The following is a 21,607-nucleotide window of genomic DNA, read 5'->3' on the forward strand; positions in this document are numbered from 1 at the left end:
AGACTCACCGCGTGCCGAAGATCGTCGACCACGCCCGGCGTCGGGACGAGATCCTGGAGGCGACCGGACGCCTGGTCGCGGGGCGCGGGCTCGAGGGCACGACGATGCGCGGGATCGCGGCCGCCCTCGGGATGGCCAACGGGGCCCTGGCGCGCTACTTCCCGGGCAAGGACGAGATCGTCCGCGCCGCGCTCGAGCACCTCGTCGCGACGAACGAGCGGCGGATCGCGGAGCACCTCGGCGACCGGCGGGGCCTCGCGGCCGTCCGGGTGCTCTGCGAACTGCTCCTGACGGATGCGGGGCCTCGAGCGGAGCTGTCCTTCCACGACCGCGCGCGGACCGACCCGGACCTGGCGGCGGCCCTCCGCACGGCGAGGGAGGGTCGTCGCGCCCGACTCGTGGGCTTCCTCGCGCAGGCACGTGCCGACGGCGACCTGGCGACCGACGACCCGGACGAGGTGCTCGCCGAGGACCTGCTCACCGTGGTGGCCGGAGCGCACGCCCTGGCGACCTCCCCCGACCTCGCGCGGCGCGTGCTCGACCGACACCTGCGCGCCCTGCCGGCGCCGCAGGCCACCGTTGTCCGGCGTGACGACGGTCCGGAGCAGGAGTTCCTCGCCGTCACCGAGGACGCGATCCGCACGGCGGCCGAGCGGCTCCCGGAGACCGACCTGCCCGCGATGCGGCTCGTCCTGCTGCTGCACCGGATCGCGAACGCGGTCGTCTACGACCTGGAGTCGACCGTGCACCGGCCCGCCGGCTGGAGCTGGTCGGCCTTCCGGCTGGCGTTCACGCTGTGGGTCTCCGGACCGCTCGGGTCCCGGCAGGCCGCGCGCACCACGGGAATGAGCCGGGCCGCCGTCTCCAGCCTGACCAACACCCTCGTCGGGACCGGGATGCTCGAGCGCTCCCCCGACCCCCGGGACGGCCGCGGCGTCGTGCTGTCCCTGACCGCGGAGGGCTCCCGGGCGCTGGCGGAGACCTTCCGGGTGCACAACCGGCGGGAGGCCGAGTGGGCCGGCCTCCTCTCCCCCGACGACCTCGGGTCGCTCAACCGCGTCCTGACGAGGCTCGCCGCGGCCGCGACCGCCCAGAGCTGGGTGGCCCGCCGGTAGGAGATGGCCCGATCCCCTGGTGTGATCCGGACCGCACCTCTACCGTGGCGAAGACGTCAAACCTTTGATCGCTGATCGTCGTGGGAGCCCGTACGCCATGTCATCCAAGCCGTTCGCCTCGTCCGCGGACACCGCGGCCAAGGAGCAGACCCTCGAAGTCCTCGCCGACGGCGTCTACGCGCTGACCGCCGAGGGCGACCCCAACATCGGGGCGATCGAGGGCGAGGACTTCCTCGTCTGCTTCGAGGCCCTCGCCACCCCGGTCGCGGCGCGGAAGTGGCTCGCGACGCTGCGCGAGCACACCGACAAGCCGGTGCGCTACCTGGTGCTCAGCCACTACCACGCGGTCCGGGTGCTGGGCGCGAGCGCGTTCGACGCCGAGGTCATCGTCTCCCACGAGATCACCCGCGATCTGGTCGCCGAGCGCGGCAAGCAGGACTGGGAGTCCGAGTTCGCCCGCATGCCGCGCCTGGCCGAGGCCGCCGAGACCGTCCCCGGGCTGACCTGGCCGACCCTGACCTTCGCCGACCGGCTCACCATCGACCTCGGCGGCGACCGCGGCGACCTGGTGCTGCAGTACCACGGCCGCGGCCACACCGAGGGCGACATCACCGCCTGGCTGCCGCGCCACCGCATCCTGTTCGCCGGCGACCTCGTGGAGGCGCAGGCCGCGCTCTACACCGGCGATGCCTTCCACCGCGACTGGTCCACCTCCACCCTGGACGCCGTCAAGGCCCTCGGCGCCGAGCAGCTGATCGGCGGGCGCGGCGCGGTCAGCCGTGGCCGCGACGAGGTCGACGCGGCGATCGAGCAGACCCGCGGCTTCCTCGAGGTCATGCTCCGCGAGGTCGGCGCCGTGCAGCAGCGCGGCGGCACGCTCAAGGAGGCCTTCCAGGCCACGCACGCCGCCCTGGCCCCGCAGTACGGGCACTGGCCGATCTTCGAGCACTGCCTGCCCTTCGACGTCTCGCGTCTCTGGGACGAGCTCTCCGGCGTCGAGCGCCCCGTCATCTGGACCGCCGCCCGCGACCAGGAGGTCTGGGCCCAGCTCCAGGACTGACCGCCCGACACACAGGGAGAAGCACCCATGTCCCGACGGCGGGTCGACCCGGTCGTGATCGTCGGCGCCGGGCCGGTCGGGCAGACCACCGCGCTGCTGCTGGCGCGGTGGGGCGTGCCGTCGATCGTCCTCGACCGGCGCGCCCGGCGGGACGAGGTCGGGTCGAAGGCCATCTGCCAGCAGCGCGACGTCCTCGACGTCTGGGAGACGGTCGGGGCAGGGTCGGCCATCGCCGCCGAGGGCGTCACCTGGTCGACCGCCCGCACCTTCCACGGCGAGCACGAGCTGTTCAGCTACCGGTTCACCGAGCGCGGACGACCGGCCTTCCCACCGTTCGTCAACATCTCCCAGACCCGCACCGAGGAGATCCTCGACGAGCGGATCGCTGCCGAACCGTCGATCGACGTCCGCTGGGACCACCGGGTCACCGGCCTCGCGCAGGACGACGAGGGGGTGACGGTGACCTGCGGGACGGAGACGCTGCGCGCCTCGCACGTCGTGGTCTGCGCCGGCGCCCGCAGCGACGACCTGCGCTCCCTGCTCGGGGTGGGCTTCGACGGCCAGAGCTTCGACGACCGCTTCCTCATCGCCGACATCCGCGCCGAGCTCCCCGGCTGGGCCCGGGAGCGCCGTTTCTACTTCGACCCGCCCTGGAACCCGGGGCGGCAGGTCCTCATCCACCCCTGCCCGGACTCGGTGTTCCGCATCGACTGGCAGGTGCCGCCGGACTACGACCTGGAGGCCGAGCGGGCCTCGGGCGCCCTCGACGCCCGGATCCGGACGATCGTCGGCGACGCGGGCCACGAGGTCGTCTGGACCTCGGTGTACCGCTTCCACTCCCGCCAGGTCGACCGCATGCGGGTCGGGAAGGTCCTGCTCGCCGGGGACGCCGCGCACCTGGTGTCGCCGTTCGGGGCGCGCGGGCTGAACTCCGGGGTCGCCGACGCCGAGAACGCGGCGTGGAAGCTCGCGTACGTCCTGCACGGGTGGGCCGGCGAGGACCTGCTCGAGAGCTACCACGACGAGCGCCACGCGGCCGCGGCCGAGAACCTCGCCGTCACCGGCGCCACGATGGACTTCCTCGTGCCGCCCGACGAGCTGCGCGCGCAGCGGCGTCGGGACGTCCTGGCCCGCGCCGCGACCGACGAGACCGTCCGCCCGCACGTGGACTCGGGCCGGCTGGCCGAGGCGTTCTGGTACGTCGACTCCCCGCTGACGACGACGGACCCGACCCGGACCTTCGGCGGACGCCCCGAGCGCGGCGCCACCCCGCCCGCCCTGCCGGGGGTCCTCGTCCCGGACGCGCCCGTGCACACCGCCGGCGGTCCCACCCGGCTGCGGGCCCTCGCCCGTGACGGGTTCCTGCTGCTGGTCGCGGGAGACGTCGCGGACGGGCTCGTCCCGGACGTGTCCGGGCCGGTCCGGGTGCTCGCGCTGGCCGACCTCGATCCCGACGGCGAGCTGGCCGCGGCGCTCGACGCCCGTCCCGGCGAGATCTGGGTGATCCGGCCGGACGCCCACATCGCCGCGGTGCTGTCCCCGGACGAGGCCCACCTCGTCCCCACCGTGCTGGCGCGCGCCGTCGGCATGCCCGTCCCCCAGGAGGAACCGTGCCCCACTACCGCCGCGCCGGGGCCGTCCCGGCCAAGCGCCACACCCAGTTCCGCACCGACGACGGCGGGCTCTACTACGAGGAGCTGATGGGCGAGGAGGGGTTCTCCTCGGACTCCTCGCTGCTCTACCACTCCGGGGTGCCCTCGGCGATCGTCGACGCCTCGGTGTGGGAGCTGGGAGACCAGGCGACCACCGAGAACACGCCGCTGCTCCCGCGCCACCTCGCGCTGCACACCCTCTTCCCGGGCGAGGAGTACAAGCGCGCCGACGTGGTCACCGGGCGGCGGCTGGTACTGGGCAACGGCGACGTGCGCATCTCCTACGTCGCCGCCGGTGAGGCCAGCCCGCTCTACCGCAACGCCGTCGGCGACGAGTGCGTCTACGTCGAGTCCGGCTCCGGCACCGTCGAGACCGTGTTCGGGCCGCTGCCGGTCCGCCAGGGCGACTACGTGGTCCTCCCCCGCGCCGTCACCCACCGCTGGCTGCCCGACGGTGCCGAACCGCTGCGCTGCTACGTGATCGAGGCGAACTCCCACGTCGCCCCGCCCAAGCGCTACCTCTCCCGCTACGGCCAGCTCCTCGAGCACTCCCCGTACTGCGAGCGCGACCTGCACGGGCCGGGCGACCCCGTGGTCGTCGATCAGACCGACGTCGAGGTGCTGGTCAAGCACCGCGGCTCGCGCGGCATCGTCGGGACCCGCTACGTCGTCCCGACCCACCCGTTCGACGTCGTCGGCTGGGACGGCTGCCTCTACCCGTACACCTTCAACATCTCCGACTTCGAGCCGATCACCGGCCGGGTGCACCAGCCGCCGCCCGTGCACCAGGTCTTCGAGGGCGAGGGCTTCGTCATCTGCAACTTCGTGCCGCGCAAGGTCGACTACCACCCGCTCGCGGTGCCGGTGCCCTACTACCACGCCAACGTCGACTCCGACGAGGTCATGTTCTACTGCGGCGGCAGCTACGAGGCCCGCAAGGGCTCCGGCATCGGGCAGGGCTCGATCAGCCTGCACCCCGGCGGGCACTCCCACGGCCCGCAGCCCGGCGCGGTGGAGCGCTCGCTGGGGGTGCAGCAGGTCGACGAGCTCGCCGTCATGGTGGACACCTTCCGGCCGCTGGAGCTCGGCGAGGGCGGCCGCGCGGCGGACGACGGGAAGTACGCCTGGAGCTGGGCGGGGCGGGGTCCCGCCCGGTGACCTGGCTCGACCTGCCCGACGACACGCTCTTCGGCCTCGACAACCTGCCCTACGGGCTGTTCAGCACGCCGACGGATTCACGACGGCGGGTGGGCGTCGCGGTCGGGGACCAGGTGCTCGACCTGGCCGCGGCGTTGGCGGCGGTGGGGTCGACGCACGCGGAGGTGGTGGACAGCGGGTCGCTGGACGGGCTGCTCGCCGCGGGTCGGCCGGCCTGGGACGCGGTCCGCGCCGAGCTGGCCGACCTGCTGACCGATCCGGCTCGGGCGGAGTCGATCCGCCCGCTGCTGCTCCCGCGCAGCGGAGTGCACCTGCACCTGCCGTTCACCGTCGGGGACTACGTCGACTTCTACGCCAGCGAGCACCACGCGACGAACCTCGGACGGCTCTTCCGTCCCGACAGCGAGCCGCTGATGCCGAACTGGAAGCACCTCCCGGTCGGCTATCACGGCCGCGGCGGGACGGTCGTCGTCTCCGGGACCCCGGTCGTGCGGCCCTGCGGGCAGCGCAAGGCCCCCGACGAGGCGGCCCCGACCTACGGCCCCAGCCGCCGGCTCGACATCGAGGCCGAGCTCGGCTTCGTCGTCGGGACGGGCTCGTTGCAGGGCACCCGCATCGGGGTGGACGACCTCGCCGACCACGTGTTCGGCGCCGTGATCGTCAACGACTGGTCCGCCCGCGACCTGCAGGCCTGGGAGTACGTCCCGCTGGGCCCGCACCTGGGCAAGAGCTTCGCCACCTCGATCAGTCCATGGGTGGTGCCGCTGGCCGCCCTCGAGGCCGCCCGCGTCCCGCTGCCCGGGCAGGACCCGGAACCACTGGAGTACCTGCGCGGCCGGGAGGACTGGGGCCTCGACGTCGAACTGGTCGTGGCGTGGAACGGCGAGGAGGTCTCCCGCCCGCCGTACCGGGAGATGTACTGGTCGCCAGCACAGATGCTCGCGCACCTGACGGTGAACGGCGCCTCCACCCGGTCGGGCGACCTGTACGCCTCCGGCACCGTCTCGGGCCCTCGTCGGGAGCAGCGCGGCGCCTTCATCGAGCTGACCTGGGGCGGCGCCGAGCCGGTGACCGTGCAGGGCGAGCAGCGCACGTTCCTGGCCGACGGCGACGAGGTCGTCATCTCGGCGACGGCACCGGGTGTCGGCGGCGGCCGGATCGGCTTCGGGGAGGTCGCCGGGACCGTGGTCCCGGCGGCACCCTAAAGGCCCTCAGCTGGTGCGTTCGACCTGGAGAGTCAGGTCGTAATCCGGGCCTCCAGCTACATCGAACGGCAGGTCACCAGAGCTACCACTGAACCGGAACTTCTGCTCGAAGAACGAGCCCTTCGCGGGCAGTCTCTCGTCAAGGCGCTTCTGAGAAAGCAGAATAGTTCGAGAGCCCATCATATCGTCGGCGATAAAGCCGATTAGCTTCTCTCTGACTATCGCTGGAACGGCACTGACCCATTGCGTTGGCGGAAGAAGCGCAGCTGCCTGGAAGACCGCGTTCGTCGTGGCCTCGGTTTTCGCTGGATCGCCCTGATCTGAGTCCCAGAGCTGTATGGACAGCGCGATCGGCCCCGGCGCGCCAGCACCGACGCCCCTGTCCGGCCAGACGATGTTCTCGCCAGCACCCGACGGGCCCGACTTGAATCGCTTTGTCTCGCCTGTGTCGACGTCCCCGAAGGTCTTCGACCGGTTGGTCTTGAGTGCGGTGCCAGCAGCGTCGAGCGCCGAGAAAACCCAGTACGGCTCATCGGACCCGGTCCAGTCGACGCCACTCTCGTCGACGCACTTGAAGATCATCGCTCGTACGGTGTAGTTGGTCATTGGCTCCCCTATGATGTGATCGGAGTCACAACTCTGACTCAGGTGGGCGTAGCGCCCAACCAGGTCCACCTAAGCGGGTCAACCTCAAGCCACCAATGGAGTATTAGTACCGCTGCAAGCGGCCATTCGAGAACGAATCGTTGTGGCTGAGTGCGGTCGATCAATCACGAGCAGCACACGCACCTGCCAGAGGTCAAATTGACAAGCCTTGACCAAGTTCAGGCAAGAGTCCCGTAGCAGGCGTTGAACCAGGCACGAGGATGGCGACCGCCAACGGATGTATCCCTGACTGGAGTCATACAGAGACATACGACGACGCTGGAGGAGATCGCCCTCGGCCAGGAGGCCCGTCGTCGAGCACAAGCATCCGGATCGGGGGACTGGACCGCTGCGGAAGTCGACCGAGAGCGAGGTCACAGAGAGGACCCTTCCGCGGTCGGACCACCCCGTCCGGATGTGCATCGTCGCAGGCTGATCCGCGGCAGGCGTGAACCGCTGTACGTGGACTCGGCCGGGGTGGTTGACGGAAGCGCTCGAGCACATGCGGCACCTCCGGGGAAGCGCGCGGGTCGACGGAGCTCCTGGGTGACCCCACCGTCTTGCAGGAGGGCGACCACACAGCTCGACTAGGCCGTTCTGCCGCGCATCAGATCGCCGACCGGCCCGGGCACACGAGAGTGCCACACGAGTACCAGCTGGCCGACTGGCCCTAGGCGGCGGCCCCTTCAAGAGGTCCGCCAGTGTCCCACTAAGCCGCTCCGAGGGTCTGGTGGCGTCCCGACATGCCTCAGAAGCCTGGGTAAGAAAAGTGCTCCTCCTACTGGACTCGAACCAGTAACCCTGCGATTAACAGTCGCATGCTCTGCCGATTGAGCTAAGGAGGACCGCCGGCGAGCGGCTCGGGAGTCCGTTCCGCTCTGGTCGTAGACCGTACCTCACGCCCTCCGGCGCCCGTGCGGCAGGATGGGTCAACGCCGTCGTCGGGAGGATCCGGACATGAAGTTGCTGCCGTTCGCGCTGGGTGTCGGCGTGGGCTACGTGCTGGGCGCCAGGGCGGGACGGGAGCGCTACGAGCAGCTCTCCCGGGCGTACCGCCGGGTGGCCGACAACCCGCAGGTGCAGGCGGCCGCGGGCGTGGCCCAGGCGAAGGCCGGCGAGGCCGTCCAAGCCGCGGTCTCCGTCGCGAAGGAGAAGGTGTCCCCGTCGTCGGGCCCGGGACACGAGCCGGCCGCCCCGGGGCGCTCCGCCGGGTCGAACGGCCGCTGAGAACCGGAGGTAACCGGACGCTTCGGGCGGCCTTGACGGTCCCTTGAAGCGCTGTTCAGCCGTTGTTCGTTCGCGTGTGGACGGACCGGTTGTGTGCCCTGCCTACCTTCCGTGGTGACCGCGCCCCGTCCATCACCACGAGAGGGATCACCAGGGCATGGAGATCTCGCTGATCGTCATCGTCGTCGTCGTGACGGCGTTGGCGTTCGACTTCACCAACGGCTTCCACGACACCGCCAACGCCATGGCGACCTCGATCGCGACCGGGGCACTGAAGCCCAAGGTCGCCGTGCTGATCGCCGGCGTCCTCAACGTCGTCGGCGCGTTCCTGTCGGTGGAGGTCGCCCGGACGATCTCCAGCGGCCTCGTCGACGAGACGAAGATCAACCCGTACATCATCTTCGCCGGCCTGGTCGGCGCGATCCTGTGGAACCTCCTGACGTGGCTGCTCGGCCTGCCGTCGAGCTCTTCGCACGCCCTGTTCGGCGGGCTCATCGGCGCCGTGTTGGTCGCGGCCGGGGCGAGCGCGGTGAACTTCGGGACGCTGCTCTCGAAGATCATCCTGCCCGCCGTGATCTCACCGGTCCTGGCGGGCGTGATCGCGCTCGTGGGCACCGTGATCGCCTACCGGAGCACGCAGCGGGCCGACGGGGAGTTCGTCCGGAAGGGCTTCAAGGGCGGCCAGATCGTCTCGGCGTCGCTGGTCGCGCTCGCGCACGGCACGAGCGACGCGCAGAAGACGATGGGCGTCATCACGCTGACCCTCATCGCCGCCGGCCTGCTGGCCCCGGACTCCGGTCCCCCGCTCTGGGTGATCCTCGGCGCCGGTCTCGCGATCGGCCTGGGCACCTACCTCGGCGGGTGGCGGATCATCCGCACGCTCGGCAAGCGGGTCTCGGACATCCAGACCCCGCAGGGCTTCGCGGCGGAGACCTCGACGACCGCCGTCATCCTCGCCTCCTCGCACCTGGGGTTCGCGCTCTCGACCACGCAGGTGGCCACCGGCGCGATCTTCGGCGCCGGCGCGGGTCGGCGGATCGCCGGCGTGCAGTGGGGCGTCGCGGGCCAGATGGCCGTCGCCTGGATCCTGACGCTCCCCGCCGCGGCCATCGTGGGTGCGGTCGCCGCCTACGCGGCCTCGACGGGCGTCGTCGGGACCGTGATCGTGGCGGTCGTCGCGATCGGGGTCGCGGTCGGCATCTACGCGGCCTCGCGGCGCACGCCGGTCACCGCGGACAACGTCAACGACGTGCCGGCGCCGGTGGCCCCGGACGAGCAGCGTGAGGTGTCGCAGGCATGAGCATCGCGTGGGGTTCCCTCGGGCTCGTCGCCCTCGTCTCGTTCGCCGCGGCGATCGTCGTGACGGCGCTGGTGTCGTTCGGGATCGTCGGGCTCGCCGCCCGTGCTCCGCGCTCCGACGGCCCGGAGCCGGCCCTGTCCCCCGGTGCGGGCACCGCCGTCGGCGTCGTCTGCCTCGGGGTGGCCGTGCTGATCGTGCTCTACGGGCTGTACCTGATCGTCGCCTGACGGTCGGGCACCCGCCGGGGCGGCAGCAATGACACGAAGCGGGGTCAGCCCAGCTTCTCGGCGATCCCCTCGGCCAGGGTCACGACCTCGTCGGGGTCGGTCCCCGGGTCCGGGCGCACGTGCACCTCGATCCCGGCCGGGGTGCGCCGCTGGACGAACCAGGCGCCGCCGGAGGGCAGGTCGTGGTGCTGGCGGGTGGAGATGACGGCCGTGACCCGGCGGTGCACGGTCTCCGGGACGCGACCCGGGTCGGGCAGCGGGAGCCGCACCGGGGCACCGTCGGCCAGGACGACGACGGATCCGTGTCGCCGCGACTCGGACGCCTCGATCACGGTCAGCGCGCCGTTCGCCCACGTGGCCTTCGAGACGAGGTGCCAGGGCACCCGGCGGTCCCCGATCCACAGGCCGCGGTCGGTCGCCAGGACGACCTCCCCCGCACGGGTCCGGGAGTCGGCCAGCACCCGCTCGTCGTCCTCAAGGGTCCCGGTGAACCCGTCCGGCGTGAGCTCCCGGCCCAGGAGGGTGGCGGCCAGCCGTCGGCTCAGGCGGACCACTGGCCGCCGATCGCCTGGTCGCGCAGGGCCTTCTTGTACTGCTCCAGCGCGACGAGATCGCCGAACAGCTCGTGGTACTCGTCGGCATTGGTCACCGGCGAGATCCGCTGCAGCCGCGACTTGATCTCGGAGACCTGTCGTTCCACCAGTGCCCCCTGCAGGGCGGTGAGCATGGAGGACACGTAGCGGTGGTCGTCGGCCTCGCGGGACTGCATCGGCTCGACGGCGAGCTCCGCCACCAGCCGCCCGTACGACGGCGGGGTGATCGTCTCGGTCACCGCGGCCACCCAGGACGCGCCGGAGTACCCGCTGGACGTGCCGCCCGCGGCCAGGATCGCGCGGTGCACGGCGAGGTAGCCCTCGTGGCCGAACGCGTCCTCGGGCAGCGTGTCGTACACCGGCCCGGCCAGCGCCGGGACCTGCAGCGCCGCCTTGAGCACCTCGCGCTGCACGCGCAGCCGCGGGTCGTCGCGGCCGGGGAGCGCCGGTCCCTGGGACGAGGCGGCCGCCTCGACCGGCCGCACCCGCCGTCGGGACGAGGTCTGGCGCTGGTCCGCGGGCTGGCCCGCCGTCTCGCGCACCCGCCGCACCACCTGGGCCTCGTCGGCCCACCCGGTCCAGCCCGCGAGGCGGCGGGCGTAGCCGTCGCGCAGCTCGACCTGTCGGATCTGGGCGACCAGCGGGACGCAGCGCTTGAGGGCCGCGGTCTGGCCCTCGACGGTGCCGAGGTCGTACTCGTCGAGGATCGAGCGGATCGCGAAGGTGAACAGGGGCGAGCGGCGGGCGACGAGGTCGCGGACCGCGGTGTCGCCCGTGGCCTGGCGCAGCTCGCACGGGTCCATGCCGTCCGGCGCCGTCGCGATGTAGGTCTGAGCGGAGAACTGCTGGTCGCCGTCGAACGCCTTGAGTGCCGCGGCCTGCCCAGCGGCGTCGCCGTCGAAGACGTAGATGACCTCGCCGCGGTCGAACGAGTCGTCGAGCAGCAGGCGGCGCAGCACCGCGACGTGGTCGTCGCCGAAGGCGGTGCCGCAGCTCGCGACTGCCGTCGGGACGCCCGCGAGGTGCATCGCCATGACGTCGGTGTAGCCCTCGACGATCACCGCCTGCCGGGTCTTCGCGATGTCCCGCTTCGCCTTGTCGAGCCCGAAGAGCACCTTCGACTTGTGGTAGACGGGCGTCTCGGGGGTGTTGAGGTACTTGGCCTCGATGCGGTCGTCGTCGAACAGCCGGCGCGCGCCGAACCCGACGACGTCGCCGCCGAGGTCGCGGATCGGCCACAGCAGGCGGCGCTGGAACCGGTCGCGGTGGCCGCGCTGGCCGGGGACCGACAGCCCGGCCTTCTCCAGCTCGTCGAGGGTGAAGCCCTGGGCCAGCAGGTGCTTCGTCAGCTTCTCCCAGCCCCCGGGCGCGAACCCGCAGCCGAACGACTCCGCCGCCGCCTGGTCGAAGCCGCGCTCGGCGAGGAACTCCCGGGCGCGCTGCGCCTCCCCCGGGGCGCGGAGCTCGGCCGCGTAGAACTCGGCGGCCAGCTTGTTGGCCGCGAGCAGCCGGGAGCGGGTGCCGCGGTCGCGCTGCACGCTCGCGCCGCCGCCCTCGTAGGTGAGGCGGTACCCCACCCGGTCCGCGAGCTTCTCGACCGCCTCGACGAACCCCAGCTGGTCGATCTGCATGAGGAAGTCGATCGCACTGCCGTGCGCCCCGCAGCCGAAGCAGTGGTAGGTGTTGTGGCTCGTCCGGACCTGGAACGACGGCGACTTCTCGTCGTGGAACGGGCACAGCCCCTTCAGCGAGCCCGGCCCGGCGGGCCGCAGGGCCACGTACTCGCCGACCAGCTCGTCGATCCGGTTCCGCTCGCGCACCTCCGCGATGTCGGAGTCCCGGATCCGTCCAGCCACGACCGCCAGTTTACGACGACGGGTGCGGGCGGCGGGGGCGGCTCCGGTGAACGGGGCCCACATGTCGGACCCCTTCGCTACGGTCGTGGCCATGACCCGCACGTCGGAGGCAGCAGTCCCCCCACCTGCGCATCCACTGCTGCCGGGCGCCTCTCCCGCCACGATCCGGTCGTACCTGCTGCCCGAGGACCGATCGGCGTTCGCCGACGCCTACGGGGCGGCCCTGGACGAGGCGCGACGGACGTGGGAGCTGGCTCCGCTCCATGACGTGATCGAGCAGTGGCGGAGAGTCGCAGTCGTCCAGTCCGACCCCGCTCGATTCCGCCGGACCGCCCGGCGCGCTGCAGAGTTCTTCACCGGTGAACCGAGTCCTGAGGACGAGCCGTTCGAGGTCACGCGGTCCAAGGCCGGGATGTGAGGTCGCGGTGTACGAGGTCGGACCGATCGACGACCTCGCCCGCCTCCCCGACGACCTCGCCCCGGAGTTCGCCGAGCTCCGCACGGCGCTGGAGCTGTCGCCCTGGACCGTCGGTCGGCCGTACCTGGAGTCGAACCCGACGGGCATGAGGGTCGAGACCTTCGGTCGCGGGCGAGCGCTCCTGGTCTTCGGGATCAGCGAGTACGAACGCCGGGTCAACGTGTTCGACCTGGTGGTTCTGTGAGGCCTCGGCAGGCCCTCAGGACGCGAACGCACCCATCCGCTCGACGATGACCCGGTCGATCTCCCCGTCGGCGACCGTCGCGCCGTCGCCGTCGGTCGCCGAGACCGTGAACGACAGGCGGCCCTTCTCGTCGGGGCCGCTCGTGAGCTTCGCCTTCGTGGTGACGGTGCCGCCGACCCGGGTGGGACGACGGTGCTTGACCCGGACCGCCGTCCCGACCGTGGTCTGGCTGTCCGCGACCTTCGTCCGCGCCACCTCGACCGTCGCCGCCTCGAGCCACGCGATGAGCCGTGGGGTGGCGAGCACGGGGACGTCGCCGCTCCCGAGTGCCTGCGCGGTGTCGTCGTGGGTCACCTCGTACGTCACCGGACTGACCCTACGTGGTGTGGCCTCCGGCCCTGTGAGCACTAAGTGGGGCTATGACCCCACTTAGTGCTCACAAGAGCGAAGCTCACATGCTGGGCGCGTCCGCGTTCGACGGCGTCGTCCGCTGCGAGGTGATGTGGTCGTAGTTGCGCTTGATGTACTCACCCGCCCGCACGGCCAGGGCACCGATGGTCGACGTCGGGTTGACCGCGCCGCCGGTGGTCAGCGTGGAGCCGTCGACGACGAACAGGTTCGGCAGGTCCCACGTCTGGCACCACTTGTTGAGCACCGAGTCCTCGGGGGTGTTGCCCATCCGGCAGGTGCCCATGAGGTGCCAGGCCGGCGGCGGGTAGAGCACGCCGGTGTCGTTGGTCTCGACCGCCCCGACCGCACGCGTGGCCTCGAAGATCTTCTCGATGCCGTACTTCGCGAGCGCGATGTCGTTCGGGTGCAGTTCGTAGTTCACGTGCGCGGCCGGGATGCCGTCGGAGTCGGTGACCTCCGGGTCGAGCGTCACCGCGTTCGACTCCACCGGCAGGTCCTCGCCGAACATGAACACCATGAGGTGGTTGGCGAAATGGTTCGCGAAGAAGTCGCGGTGCTTCTCGCCCCACGGCGCCGTGTACCCGGTGTGCGTCCCCATCGCGGCGTAGGACGGGCCGAACGAGCGCGCCACCTGCATGCCGAATCCGTTGACGAATCCGCGGTCCATGTCGGTGTGGTAGAACTCGTGCGAGTACATCGGCGAGCCGAACGAGCCCTTGAATCCCTCGACGGGCTCGTCGAACCACGAGTCGCAGAACGCGAACACGTGGTGCATCAGGTACTTGCCCACCATGCCGTTCGAATTCGCCAGGCCGTTCTCGTGACCCTTCTGCGCGCTCGCGAGCAGCATCCGCGGCGACCCGATGCCGTTCGCCGCGAGCACCACGATCTTCGCCCGGATCTCGTGGCGGTTGCCGGTGTTGCGGTCGATGTAGACCGCGCCGGTCGCCTTCCCGCCCTCGGCCGTGATCGTCTCGACCCGCGACATCGGCCGCAGGTCCACGCCCGCGCGCACGTTGTACGGCCAGTGCGCGTGCGCCGGTGTCGACAACGACCCGGTCGGGCTGCCGGACAGCTCGTTGCCGTGCCCCACGTCGGCCTCGCGGTTCTCCCGGGGCCGGGTGATGACGGCGTTGTCAGACGGCCACCAGTGCCAGCCCAGGTCGCGGGAGGCCTTGGCGTACTTCAGGCCTAGCTTCCCGGGCAGCACCATCGGGTCGCGCTGGGCGTTCTTGCGGTCCGGGTACGAGGGGTCGCCGATGAGGCCGGAGATGCCGTAGATGGCATCGTTGCGGTCGTAGAACGGCGCGAGGTCCTCGTAGGAGATCGGCCAGTCGATCGTGCCCTCGAGGCCGTGCTCGGTCCCCTTGCGGAAGTCGACCGGCTTGTAGCGCGGCCAGTGCCCGGCGTAGTGCACCGTCGAGCCGCCGACGTTGTTCATCATGTACGGCGTCGTGGTCCCGGTGACCGGATAGTCCTCGGGCAGCTGGCGGACGTTCGGGTCGTAGGCCCACCCGCGCTGCTTCTCGATCTCCCACTCGTCGTGGTAGTGCGGGTGCTCCGGGGGTGTGACCCACGGGCCCTGCTCGAGACACACGATCTTCGCGCCGGTGTCCTTCAGCTCGTACGCGACGCCGGCACCGCCGGGCCCGGCACCGATGATCAGGACGTCGACTTCTTCGTAGCTGGCCATGGGTGCCTCACTTCGTCCAGGTGAGCTTGGACAGGTCGACGCGCGTGACCTGCTCGGTCTCGAGGTAGGAACCGTTCTCGTTGGCCTGCGCGAGGGTCGTCTCGTCCCACGGTTCGAGGGACTGGATGTAGCCGTAGGGCAGCGGCGGGCCGTGGTAGTCCTTGCCGGCCGGGACGTTCTTGCGAATGGCGATGACGACCTCGGGCCGCGAGTAGTAGCCGTAGTAGACGAGCGCCCGGATCTGCTCGAAGAACGGGTCCTCGGCCTTCTCCAACGCTTCGAACGCCTTCGCCCGCTCGGCCGGGTCGGCGTCGACGAACGCCTGCCCCAGCTTGTCGAGTGCGGCGGTGAACGAGTCCGCGTCCGCGAACGGGAAGTGCTTGTTCTTGTAGCCGCTCGGGGTGATGTACCGCCCGCAGAAGGCGACCAGGTCGACCTCGCTCGCGTTCGGCCAGTCCGGGTGCGGCGGGATGATCGTGTCGGCGAGCGCGTTCAGCACCGCGGCCTGGGCGTCGTTGAACTGCACCGGCTGCTCCAGCCCGCCGAGCCGCGGGCGGCCGGTCTCGAAGAACCCACCACCCCACCCGGGCTCCACCGTGGTCTCGGGGGCGCCGAACGGTGCCGGCTTCTCCCCCAGGGCGTTGTTCATCATTTCTCCCTTCCCGACGACGGGGGTGGTTGCTACAGCGGCGCGCCGGCCCAGTCCGTGGCGGCACGGAGCGGGTCGAGGTTGATCGCGATGTGCTTGACCTGCGTGTAGTTGTGCACCGACTCCAGCCCCTCGTCCCGGCCGGTGCCGCTCTGCTTGTGCCCGCCGTGCGGGGTCATCGGCAGCTCGCCGAACCAGTCGTTGATCATCACGCCGCCCACCTGGATGCGGCGGGCGGTGGAGAGCAGGGCGGTGATGTCCTTGCCGAGCAGGACCGCGAACAGGCCGTAGATCGAGTCGTTGACCGCGTCGACGAGCTCGTCCTCGGTCGACCACGCGTGCACCGAGGCGACCGGACCGAAGATCTCCTCGGTGGCGATGCGGGCGGTGTGGGCGACGTCGGTGAACACCGTCGGGCCGACGAAGAACCCACCCTCGTCGGTGCCCGCGGGCCGGTCGCCGCCGTAGTAGAGCGTCGCCTCGCCCTTACCGATCTCGATGTAGGAGTTGACCTTGTCGTACTGCTTCTTCGAGATCAGCGGGCCCATCTGGGTGCCGTCGGCGAACCCGTCGCCCACCCGGGTCTGGTCGAGGCGCGCAGTGAGCTTCTGCAGGAAGGCGTCCTGCACGTCCGCGTGCACGAAGAGCTTGGTCCCCGCGACGCACACCTGGCCGGCGTGCGAGAGGAAGCCCTGGACCGCGACCTCCACCGCCTCGTCGAGGTCGGCGTCGGGGAAGACGACCGTCGGGCTCTTGCCGCCGAGTTCCAGCGTGACCTGAGCGACGTGGTCGGCGGCGAGCTTGGCGATCTGCTTGCCGGTCTCGGTGGACCCGGTGAAGGTGATGCCCGCGACGTCGGGGTGCGCCGCCAGCGCCGCCCCGGCCTCCGCGCCGTAGCCGGTGACGACGTTGAACACGCCGTCGGGGAAGCCCGCCTCCTTGACCAGCTCCGCGAACTTCAGCGCTGAGAGCGAGGTGTCCTCGGCCGGCTTCACCACGCAGGTGTTGCCCAGCGCGAGCGCCGGGGCGCAGGACCGCACGAGGATGAGCAGCGGGTAGTTCCACGGGATGATGTGCGCGGTGACGCCGAGCGGCTCGAGGAGCGTGAACGAGAGCTTGTTGCCGGGCACCTCGATGGTGCGTCCACCGACCTTGTCGGCCAGGCTCGCGAAGTAGTCGAGCCACAGCGGGATCGCGCCGACCAGCTCCTGGGCCTTCGCGAGGTAGTGGCCGGAGTCGAGCGCCTCGAGCCGGGCGAGCTCGTCGGCGTTCTCGGTGACCTTCGCGGCCAGCTCGCGCAGCAGGCCGGCGCGCACGATCGCGTCGGTGAACTGCCAGTCGATCGCCGCGGCCTTCGCGGCGGCGACCGCCTTGTCGACGTCGGCGGAGTCGCCCCGCGGGACCTGGGCGATCGTGCGGCCGGTGTTGGGGTCCACCGTCGGGAAGGTCTGACCGGCGCCGGCGCCGGCCCAGGAACCGCCGATGAACATCTGGGCGTGCTCGGCCGTGCGGGCCGAGCTGTCGAGGGTCAGGGACATGGGACTACCACCTCGTCGCTGAAGTGTCTTTCCGGATGGCGGGTCTAGCGGTGCGTGCGCTCGTCGACCACGCGGCGCGACTTGTGCTCCGCGCGCTCGAGGGTGTCGGCGTCGACGGACTCGAAGGTCACGCGCACGCCCAGGAAGGACTGCAGCCCGGAGCCGGTGTTCTGCTCGAAGTCCGAGCGCTGCCCCTCGGGCAGGGTGGTCTCCGCGCGGACGATCATCTCGTCCATCGATCCCGTCCGGCGGACGATGATCTGGTGCTCGCCGCCGTAGTTCTCGACGGTGCGCAGGTAGTTGTCGACCTCCGTCGGGTACACGTTCTCCCCGCGGATGTGGATCATGTCGTCGATCCGGCCGTACACGCCGTCGGGCAGCTTCGGGTACGTCCGCCCGCAGGGGTTGTCCTCCAGGACCCAGCGTGTGAGGTCGTTGGAGGCGAGCCGGATCATCGGCTGCGACGTGCGCTCGAGGTGGGTGTAGACCGGCGTGCCCTCGGAGCCGTAGGGCACGGTGCGGAAGGTGTCCGGGTCGCAGACCTCGTGCCAGACGATGTCCTGCCAGAGCAGCATCCCGTCCGGGGTCCCGGCCGTCGCCGACGCCGACATGAACGGCGTCATCTCCGCCATCGTCCCGCAGTCGATCACCGTGGCGCCGAAGCTGTCCTCGATCGCCTTGCGCACCGACGGCACCGACGCCCCGGGCTCCCCGGAGAAGAACATGACCTTGAGCCCGAATTCGCGGGGGTCGATCTTCTCCTTCTCGGCCACCTCGGCGAGGCGCAGCGCGTACGACGGCGTCGCGTAGAAGGCCGCCGGCTTGATGCGGGCCAGCCAGTTCACCGCCCTCGCCGTCATGCCGTGGGCGCCCGCGCCGAACGGGAGGACGTTGCACCGCAGCCGCTCGGCCGCGGTCATCGCACCCCAGGAGCCGAGGTAGAGCGAGAAGAGCGCCGCGACGAACACCGTGTCGCCGGGCCGGACGCCCATCCCCCACAGGATGCGGGCCTGGTTGTCCGCGATGACCTCCCAGTCCCGCCGGCCGAGGGCGAAGGCCGTCGGCGCCCCCGTCGTGCCGGAGGTCCCGTGGATGTGGTGGATCTCGGACCGGTCGACGCAGGTGTAGTCGCCGAACGGCGGGTGGTTCGCCTGGGACTCCCGCATCTCGGCCTTGGTGACGACGGGGACCTGCTCGAACGCCTCGAAGGACGTGATGTCGGCCGGCTTCAGTCCGGCGCCGTCCCACTTGTCCTTGTAGAAGGTCGAGTTCGCGTAGGCGTACTCCATGACCTCGCGGAGCCGGACCAGGACCGCGGCGTCGCGCTCGGCCGGGTCCATCGTCTCGCGCACCGGGAACCAGTACGGCGAGTCCGGGTCGGGCAGGTAGTCCTGGTCGTAGCGGGTCGGGAACGCCCACTCCTCCATCTGCGTCACTGCTGCCTCCGTCGCTCGATCTCGGCGTCGTTCCACGGGGTGAGTGCCTGGTAGTCCGGGACGAAGCCGAGGCCCTTGCCGGAGTCGGGCGACGGCGCGTCCTGGCTCGTCACGACGTCGACGACGGCGGGCGCGTGCTCGAGCGCGTCGCGGATCGCGGCCTCGAGGTCGTCGGCGTCGCTCACGCGCACGCCGTGCGCGCCGAACGCGCGGGCCATGGCGGCGAAGTCGGCGTCGCCGAGCTCGGTCCCCGCGACGAGGCCGTAGTTCTCGGCCTGGTCGTAGCGCTCGATGTTCCAGGCGCGGTTGTTCGAGACGATCACGACGATCTTCGCGCCGTGCCGGACCGCGGTGTCGATCTCGGTGGCGGTGATGCCGAAGGCGCCGTCGCCGGTCACGGCGATCACGGGGCGCTCCGGGTCGGCCAGTGCGGCGGCGATCGCGAACGGGGTCGCCACGCCGAGGCACCCGAACGCGCCGGCGTCGAGGTAGCGCGCGCACCGGGTGATGCCCAGCCGGGCGAACGACAGCAGGTCGCCGCCGTCCGCGATCATCACGGTGTTCCCGAGGTCCACGGCGTCGCCGTCGAGGGCGTCCAGGGCGCCGAAGATGCGGTTCGGGTGGATCAACCCGTCGCTGCCGTTCGCGGTCGTCGCGAGGGCCTTCCGGTACTCCTCGGCCCGCGTGCGGTGCTTGTCCTTCAACCCGTCCCGCCACGTGGTGTCGGGCGAGTGGTCCTTGAGCGCATCCGCGATCGCGGCGAGTGCGGCGCCCGGCTCGGCGAGGATCTCGACCTCACCGCGGCGGTTGTCGATCAGCTCGCTCGCGGTGTCGGAGATGCGCACGACCTTCGCGTGCGGGAAGACCGCCGGCGACCCCATCCCGAGCTGGTAGTCGAGCTGGCGGCCGACGGTGATCAGCAGGTCGGTGTCGCGCATGACCGCCGACCGCGCGCTCCCGACGGCGGCCGGGTGCGCGTCCGGCACCAGCCCGCGGCTCTCCTGGGTGTCCAGGTACGCCGCCCCGGAGGCGTCGAGCAGACGGATCAGGTCGGTGCCGTCGGTGGTCCGCGCACCGCGCCCGGAGATGATCGCGGGCTTCGACGCGGCCCGGATCAGGGCGGCGACGTCGGCGACGTCGTCGGGGTGGGGCTGGGGACGACGCTTCGGCTTGGCCCGCAGGTGCTCGGGCATCCGGAGCGCCGGCGGAACCTCGCGGCGGAGCACGTCGGTGGGGATCTCGAGGTAGACCGGGCCCGGCTCGCCACGGTCACCGGACGCGCGGGCCCAGGCCTCGTCGAACTCCCGCAGGACCTGGTCGGCGCTGCGCAGCGTGCGGCTCAGACGCGTGACCGGCTCGAGGATCGCGGTGTGCGGGATGTCCTGCAGCGGGCCCATGTTCGACTGCGGGATCGGCGGGCAGCCCCCGATCACCAGCAACGGGATGCGCGAGACCGACGCGTTCGCGACCGCCGTGACCGTGTTCGTGACGCCGGGTCCGGCCGTCACCATCGCGACCGCGATCTGCCCCGTCAGCTCGGTGTGCGCGTGCGCCATGTGCACCGCCGAGCCCTCGTCGCGGACGTCGACGATGCGGACGCCGCGACGGGCGAGCTGGTCCCAGATCGGCTGGATGTGGCCGCCCTGCAGGCCGAACACACGGTCGACGCCGTGCTCGGTCAGGAACTCCGCCACCAGGCTCGCGACCTGCACCGGGGCGCGCTCCGCCATGGACCCTCCTCGACGAGGTGATCGGTGACACGGCCGATGCCGTGTCGTGCGTCACTCGACTGTGCGGCATTCCGAATTCAGAAGTCAAGAGCGGTCTCGTGGTGACGGACCGCTACGATGAGACGATCAACCGCACCAGAACCTGATCTTCAGCAGACGTGGACGGGGGACGCGAGAGGACGCCGATGGCGGAACTACCGCAGAAACCCTCACGGACCGACCAGGTCTTCGAGGCGATCGTCGACGACATCTGCACCGGTCGGCTCACACCGGGCGTGCCGCTGCGTCAGGAGCAGCTCGCGGAGCGGTTCAACGTGTCCCGGCAGCCCATCCAGCAGGCGCTGCTCCTGCTGCGCAACCAGGGCCTGGTGCGTGAGTTCGGGCGCCGCGGGCTGGAGGTCACGCCGCTCGAGCGTGACTTCGTCAGCCACCTCTACGAGCTGCGCGCCATCCTCGACGGGCAGGCCGCACGGCTGGCGGCGGACCGGCGCACCGACGAGTGGCTCCGCCACGCCACGCGGATCGTGGTCGTCGGGCGGCAGGCCTTCGACGACCGGTCCTTCGCGCTCATGGTCCGCAACGACGTGGAGTTCCACCGGACCGTCGTCGAGGCCACCGAGAACCCCCTCCTCGCGGAGAGCGCCGGCGTCATGTGGCGCAACGTGCAGCGGGTGATGGGCGAGGTCCTGTTGCAGGGCGGCGCTCCGGCCTGGGTCTGGGAGGACCACGCGGCGATCCTGGACGCCATCCGGGACGCCGACGGCGCGGCCGCCGAAGCGCTCGCGCGGCGGCACGCCGAGCACGGGGAGCAGCTCATCCTCGAGGCGATGCCCGCCGAGGGCGCCCCCATCGACAGGGCCGTCCCGCCGGTGGTGGCCGCCCCGGACGACGAGGCCCCGCTCGCGGAGTAGTCAGCCCCCGGTGGCCGTGCGGTGCACGCCGAGCAGGTGGCGATAGGCCGCGGCGCTGACGCCGTTGAAGGACTGCTCGTCCTCGCTGGTCTCGCGACGTACCTTGCCCGGCACCCCGGCGACGAGAGAACCGGGCGGCACCGTCACGCCCTGCGAGATCACCGCTCCGGCCGCCACGACGGAGCCGCGGCCGACCGTCGCCCCGTTCATGATCACCGCGCCCATGCCGACCAGGCAGTCGTCCTCGACCGTGCACCCGTGCACGACCGCACGGTGCCCCACGGTCACGTTCTCTCCCACCGTGCACGGGAAGCCGGGGTCGGCGTGCAGCACCGACCCGTCCTGGATGTTCGAGCCGGCGCCGATCGCGATGGTGTCGTTGTCGGCCCGCACCACCGCCGCGTACCAGATCCCGACCTCCGCGCCGAGGCTGGCGCGTCCCGCCACGACCGCACCGGGCGCGATCCAGGCCGTCGGGTCGATCTGCGGGGCGTGGCCGTCGACGGTGACGATCAGGTGGTCCATGCCCGGCATCGAAG

General features: G+C 71.3%; 21 protein-coding genes and 1 tRNA gene. 11 read left to right on the forward strand and 11 right to left on the reverse strand.

What is annotated here, in order from left to right:
• Nucleotides 1–11: 11 nt before the first annotated feature.
• From WCD74_RS02535 to fahA, 5 genes are all read left to right on the forward strand, one after another.
• The gene (locus WCD74_RS02535; protein WP_337693243.1) at nucleotides 12–1,115 is read left to right on the forward strand and encodes a TetR family transcriptional regulator; all 1,104 of its coding nucleotides are present in this window, start codon (nucleotides 12–14) and stop codon (nucleotides 1,113–1,115) included.
• 97 nt (nucleotides 1,116–1,212) lie between these two features.
• Nucleotides 1,213–2,175: an MBL fold metallo-hydrolase gene (locus tag WCD74_RS02540; RefSeq protein WP_337693244.1), complete on the forward strand. Its 963-nt coding sequence runs from the start codon at nucleotides 1,213–1,215 to the stop codon at nucleotides 2,173–2,175.
• Between the two features lie 27 nt (nucleotides 2,176–2,202).
• Nucleotides 2,203–3,876, forward strand: coding sequence for an FAD-dependent monooxygenase (locus WCD74_RS02545; RefSeq protein ID WP_337693245.1), 1,674 nt, complete (start codon nucleotides 2,203–2,205; stop codon nucleotides 3,874–3,876).
• Nucleotides 3,786–4,985: a homogentisate 1,2-dioxygenase gene (locus tag WCD74_RS02550; protein WP_337693246.1), complete on the forward strand. Its 1,200-nt coding sequence runs from the start codon at nucleotides 3,786–3,788 to the stop codon at nucleotides 4,983–4,985. The genes WCD74_RS02545 and WCD74_RS02550 overlap by 91 nt, the downstream gene beginning before the upstream one ends.
• Nucleotides 4,982–6,190 (forward strand): fumarylacetoacetase, encoded by a 1,209-nt coding sequence (fahA, locus tag WCD74_RS02555; protein WP_337693247.1) that lies wholly within the window; start codon nucleotides 4,982–4,984, stop codon nucleotides 6,188–6,190. The genes WCD74_RS02550 and fahA overlap by 4 nt, the downstream gene beginning before the upstream one ends.
• A 6-nt stretch (nucleotides 6,191–6,196) precedes the next feature.
• On the opposite strand, the gene WCD74_RS02560 is transcribed toward fahA, so the two are convergent.
• Both WCD74_RS02560 and WCD74_RS02565 read right to left on the reverse strand, forming a co-directional pair.
• Complete coding sequence (locus WCD74_RS02560; protein ID WP_337693248.1) at nucleotides 6,197–6,796, reverse strand: hypothetical protein; 600 nt, start codon at nucleotides 6,794–6,796, stop codon at nucleotides 6,197–6,199.
• A gap of 811 nt (nucleotides 6,797–7,607) precedes the next feature.
• Nucleotides 7,608–7,680 (reverse strand) — tRNA-Asn (locus tag WCD74_RS02565).
• A 112-nt stretch (nucleotides 7,681–7,792) separates the two neighbouring features.
• Here WCD74_RS02565 and WCD74_RS02570 point away from each other — a divergent pair.
• The 3 genes from WCD74_RS02570 to WCD74_RS02580 all read left to right on the forward strand — a co-directional run bounded on the left by WCD74_RS02570 (nucleotide 7,793) and on the right by WCD74_RS02580 (nucleotide 9,589).
• On the forward strand, nucleotides 7,793–8,062 hold the full coding sequence (locus WCD74_RS02570; protein ID WP_337693249.1) for a hypothetical protein: 270 nt from the start codon (nucleotides 7,793–7,795) through the stop codon (nucleotides 8,060–8,062).
• A gap of 157 nt (nucleotides 8,063–8,219) precedes the next feature.
• On the forward strand, nucleotides 8,220–9,362 hold the full coding sequence (locus tag WCD74_RS02575) for an inorganic phosphate transporter (protein ID WP_337693250.1): 1,143 nt from the start codon (nucleotides 8,220–8,222) through the stop codon (nucleotides 9,360–9,362).
• Nucleotides 9,359–9,589 (forward strand): hypothetical protein, encoded by a 231-nt coding sequence (locus WCD74_RS02580; RefSeq protein WP_337693251.1) that lies wholly within the window; start codon nucleotides 9,359–9,361, stop codon nucleotides 9,587–9,589. Before WCD74_RS02575 ends, WCD74_RS02580 begins: the two co-directional genes overlap by 4 nt.
• Before the next feature lie 44 nt (nucleotides 9,590–9,633).
• On the opposite strand, the gene WCD74_RS02585 is transcribed toward WCD74_RS02580, so the two are convergent.
• Together WCD74_RS02585 and dnaG are read right to left on the reverse strand one after the other, a co-directional pair.
• A complete protein-coding gene (locus WCD74_RS02585) occupies nucleotides 9,634–10,143 on the reverse strand; it encodes a hypothetical protein (protein ID WP_337693252.1) in 510 nt (169 codons plus the stop codon).
• A complete protein-coding gene (gene dnaG / locus WCD74_RS02590; RefSeq protein ID WP_337693253.1) occupies nucleotides 10,131–12,038 on the reverse strand; it encodes a DNA primase in 1,908 nt (635 codons plus the stop codon). The genes WCD74_RS02585 and dnaG overlap by 13 nt, the downstream gene beginning before the upstream one ends.
• A gap of 91 nt (nucleotides 12,039–12,129) precedes the next feature.
• Between dnaG and WCD74_RS02595 the strand changes: the two genes are divergently transcribed.
• Nucleotides 12,130–12,456, forward strand: a complete 327-nt coding sequence (locus WCD74_RS02595) for a DUF6247 family protein (protein ID WP_337693254.1) — start codon at nucleotides 12,130–12,132, stop codon at nucleotides 12,454–12,456.
• A gap of 7 nt (nucleotides 12,457–12,463) precedes the next feature.
• Nucleotides 12,464–12,700 (forward strand): hypothetical protein, encoded by a 237-nt coding sequence (locus WCD74_RS02600; protein ID WP_337693255.1) that lies wholly within the window; start codon nucleotides 12,464–12,466, stop codon nucleotides 12,698–12,700.
• Between the two features lie 15 nt (nucleotides 12,701–12,715).
• Here the strand turns inward: WCD74_RS02600 and WCD74_RS02605 are convergent, their stop codons facing one another.
• The 6 genes from WCD74_RS02605 to WCD74_RS02630 form a co-directional block, all read right to left on the reverse strand.
• Nucleotides 12,716–13,066 carry a thioesterase family protein gene (locus WCD74_RS02605; protein WP_337693256.1) on the reverse strand — a complete coding sequence of 117 codons (351 nt, stop codon included), beginning with the start codon at nucleotides 13,064–13,066 and terminating at the stop codon, nucleotides 12,716–12,718.
• A gap of 85 nt (nucleotides 13,067–13,151) precedes the next feature.
• Nucleotides 13,152–14,804 (reverse strand): GMC family oxidoreductase, encoded by a 1,653-nt coding sequence (locus tag WCD74_RS02610; protein WP_337693257.1) that lies wholly within the window; start codon nucleotides 14,802–14,804, stop codon nucleotides 13,152–13,154.
• A 7-nt stretch (nucleotides 14,805–14,811) separates the two neighbouring features.
• Nucleotides 14,812–15,453 (reverse strand): gluconate 2-dehydrogenase subunit 3 family protein, encoded by a 642-nt coding sequence (locus tag WCD74_RS02615; protein WP_337693258.1) that lies wholly within the window; start codon nucleotides 15,451–15,453, stop codon nucleotides 14,812–14,814.
• Between the two features lie 32 nt (nucleotides 15,454–15,485).
• Nucleotides 15,486–16,991, reverse strand: coding sequence for an aldehyde dehydrogenase family protein (locus WCD74_RS02620; RefSeq protein ID WP_337693259.1), 1,506 nt, complete (start codon nucleotides 16,989–16,991; stop codon nucleotides 15,486–15,488).
• A gap of 44 nt (nucleotides 16,992–17,035) precedes the next feature.
• On the reverse strand, nucleotides 17,036–18,418 hold the full coding sequence (locus WCD74_RS02625; protein ID WP_337693632.1) for a phenylacetate--CoA ligase family protein: 1,383 nt from the start codon (nucleotides 18,416–18,418) through the stop codon (nucleotides 17,036–17,038).
• 5 nt (nucleotides 18,419–18,423) lie between these two features.
• Nucleotides 18,424–20,157: a 2-hydroxyacyl-CoA lyase gene (locus WCD74_RS02630; protein WP_337693260.1), complete on the reverse strand. Its 1,734-nt coding sequence runs from the start codon at nucleotides 20,155–20,157 to the stop codon at nucleotides 18,424–18,426.
• Between the two features lie 185 nt (nucleotides 20,158–20,342).
• Here WCD74_RS02630 and WCD74_RS02635 point away from each other — a divergent pair, with 185 nt between their 5' ends.
• Nucleotides 20,343–21,068, forward strand: a complete 726-nt coding sequence (locus WCD74_RS02635) for a GntR family transcriptional regulator (protein WP_337693261.1) — start codon at nucleotides 20,343–20,345, stop codon at nucleotides 21,066–21,068.
• Here the strand turns inward: WCD74_RS02635 and WCD74_RS02640 are convergent, their stop codons facing one another.
• Nucleotides 21,069–21,593: a gamma carbonic anhydrase family protein gene (locus tag WCD74_RS02640; RefSeq protein WP_337693262.1), complete on the reverse strand. Its 525-nt coding sequence runs from the start codon at nucleotides 21,591–21,593 to the stop codon at nucleotides 21,069–21,071.
• Nucleotides 21,594–21,607: the final 14 nt, after the last annotated feature.

It is taken from the genome of Actinomycetospora aurantiaca, assembly GCF_037401875.1.
In the GTDB taxonomy this organism is placed as follows: Bacteria; Actinomycetota; Actinomycetes; order Mycobacteriales; family Pseudonocardiaceae; genus Actinomycetospora; species Actinomycetospora aurantiaca.

Excerpts from the sequence above, each read along its gene's own strand:
- WCD74_RS02540 (WP_337693244.1), top strand. The coding sequence starts at position 1,213 with ATGTCATCCAAGCCGTTCGCCTCGTCCGCGGACACCGCGGCCAAGGAG.
- WCD74_RS02545 (WP_337693245.1), top strand. The coding sequence starts at position 2,203 with ATGTCCCGACGGCGGGTCGACCCGGTCGTGATCGTCGGCGCCGGGCCG.
- WCD74_RS02560 (WP_337693248.1), bottom strand. The coding sequence starts at position 6,796 with ATGACCAACTACACCGTACGAGCGATGATCTTCAAGTGCGTCGACGAG.
- WCD74_RS02570 (WP_337693249.1), top strand. The coding sequence starts at position 7,793 with ATGAAGTTGCTGCCGTTCGCGCTGGGTGTCGGCGTGGGCTACGTGCTG.
- WCD74_RS02575 (WP_337693250.1), top strand. The coding sequence starts at position 8,220 with ATGGAGATCTCGCTGATCGTCATCGTCGTCGTCGTGACGGCGTTGGCG.
- WCD74_RS02580 (WP_337693251.1), top strand. The coding sequence starts at position 9,359 with ATGAGCATCGCGTGGGGTTCCCTCGGGCTCGTCGCCCTCGTCTCGTTC.
- WCD74_RS02595 (WP_337693254.1), top strand. The coding sequence starts at position 12,130 with ATGACCCGCACGTCGGAGGCAGCAGTCCCCCCACCTGCGCATCCACTG.
- WCD74_RS02610 (WP_337693257.1), bottom strand. The coding sequence starts at position 14,804 with ATGGCCAGCTACGAAGAAGTCGACGTCCTGATCATCGGTGCCGGGCCC.
- WCD74_RS02615 (WP_337693258.1), bottom strand. The coding sequence starts at position 15,453 with ATGAACAACGCCCTGGGGGAGAAGCCGGCACCGTTCGGCGCCCCCGAG.
- WCD74_RS02620 (WP_337693259.1), bottom strand. The coding sequence starts at position 16,991 with ATGTCCCTGACCCTCGACAGCTCGGCCCGCACGGCCGAGCACGCCCAG.
- WCD74_RS02625 (WP_337693632.1), bottom strand. The coding sequence starts at position 18,418 with ATGGAGGAGTGGGCGTTCCCGACCCGCTACGACCAGGACTACCTGCCC.
- WCD74_RS02630 (WP_337693260.1), bottom strand. The coding sequence starts at position 20,157 with ATGGCGGAGCGCGCCCCGGTGCAGGTCGCGAGCCTGGTGGCGGAGTTC.
- WCD74_RS02635 (WP_337693261.1), top strand. The coding sequence starts at position 20,343 with ATGGCGGAACTACCGCAGAAACCCTCACGGACCGACCAGGTCTTCGAG.
- WCD74_RS02640 (WP_337693262.1), bottom strand. The coding sequence starts at position 21,593 with ATGGACCACCTGATCGTCACCGTCGACGGCCACGCCCCGCAGATCGAC.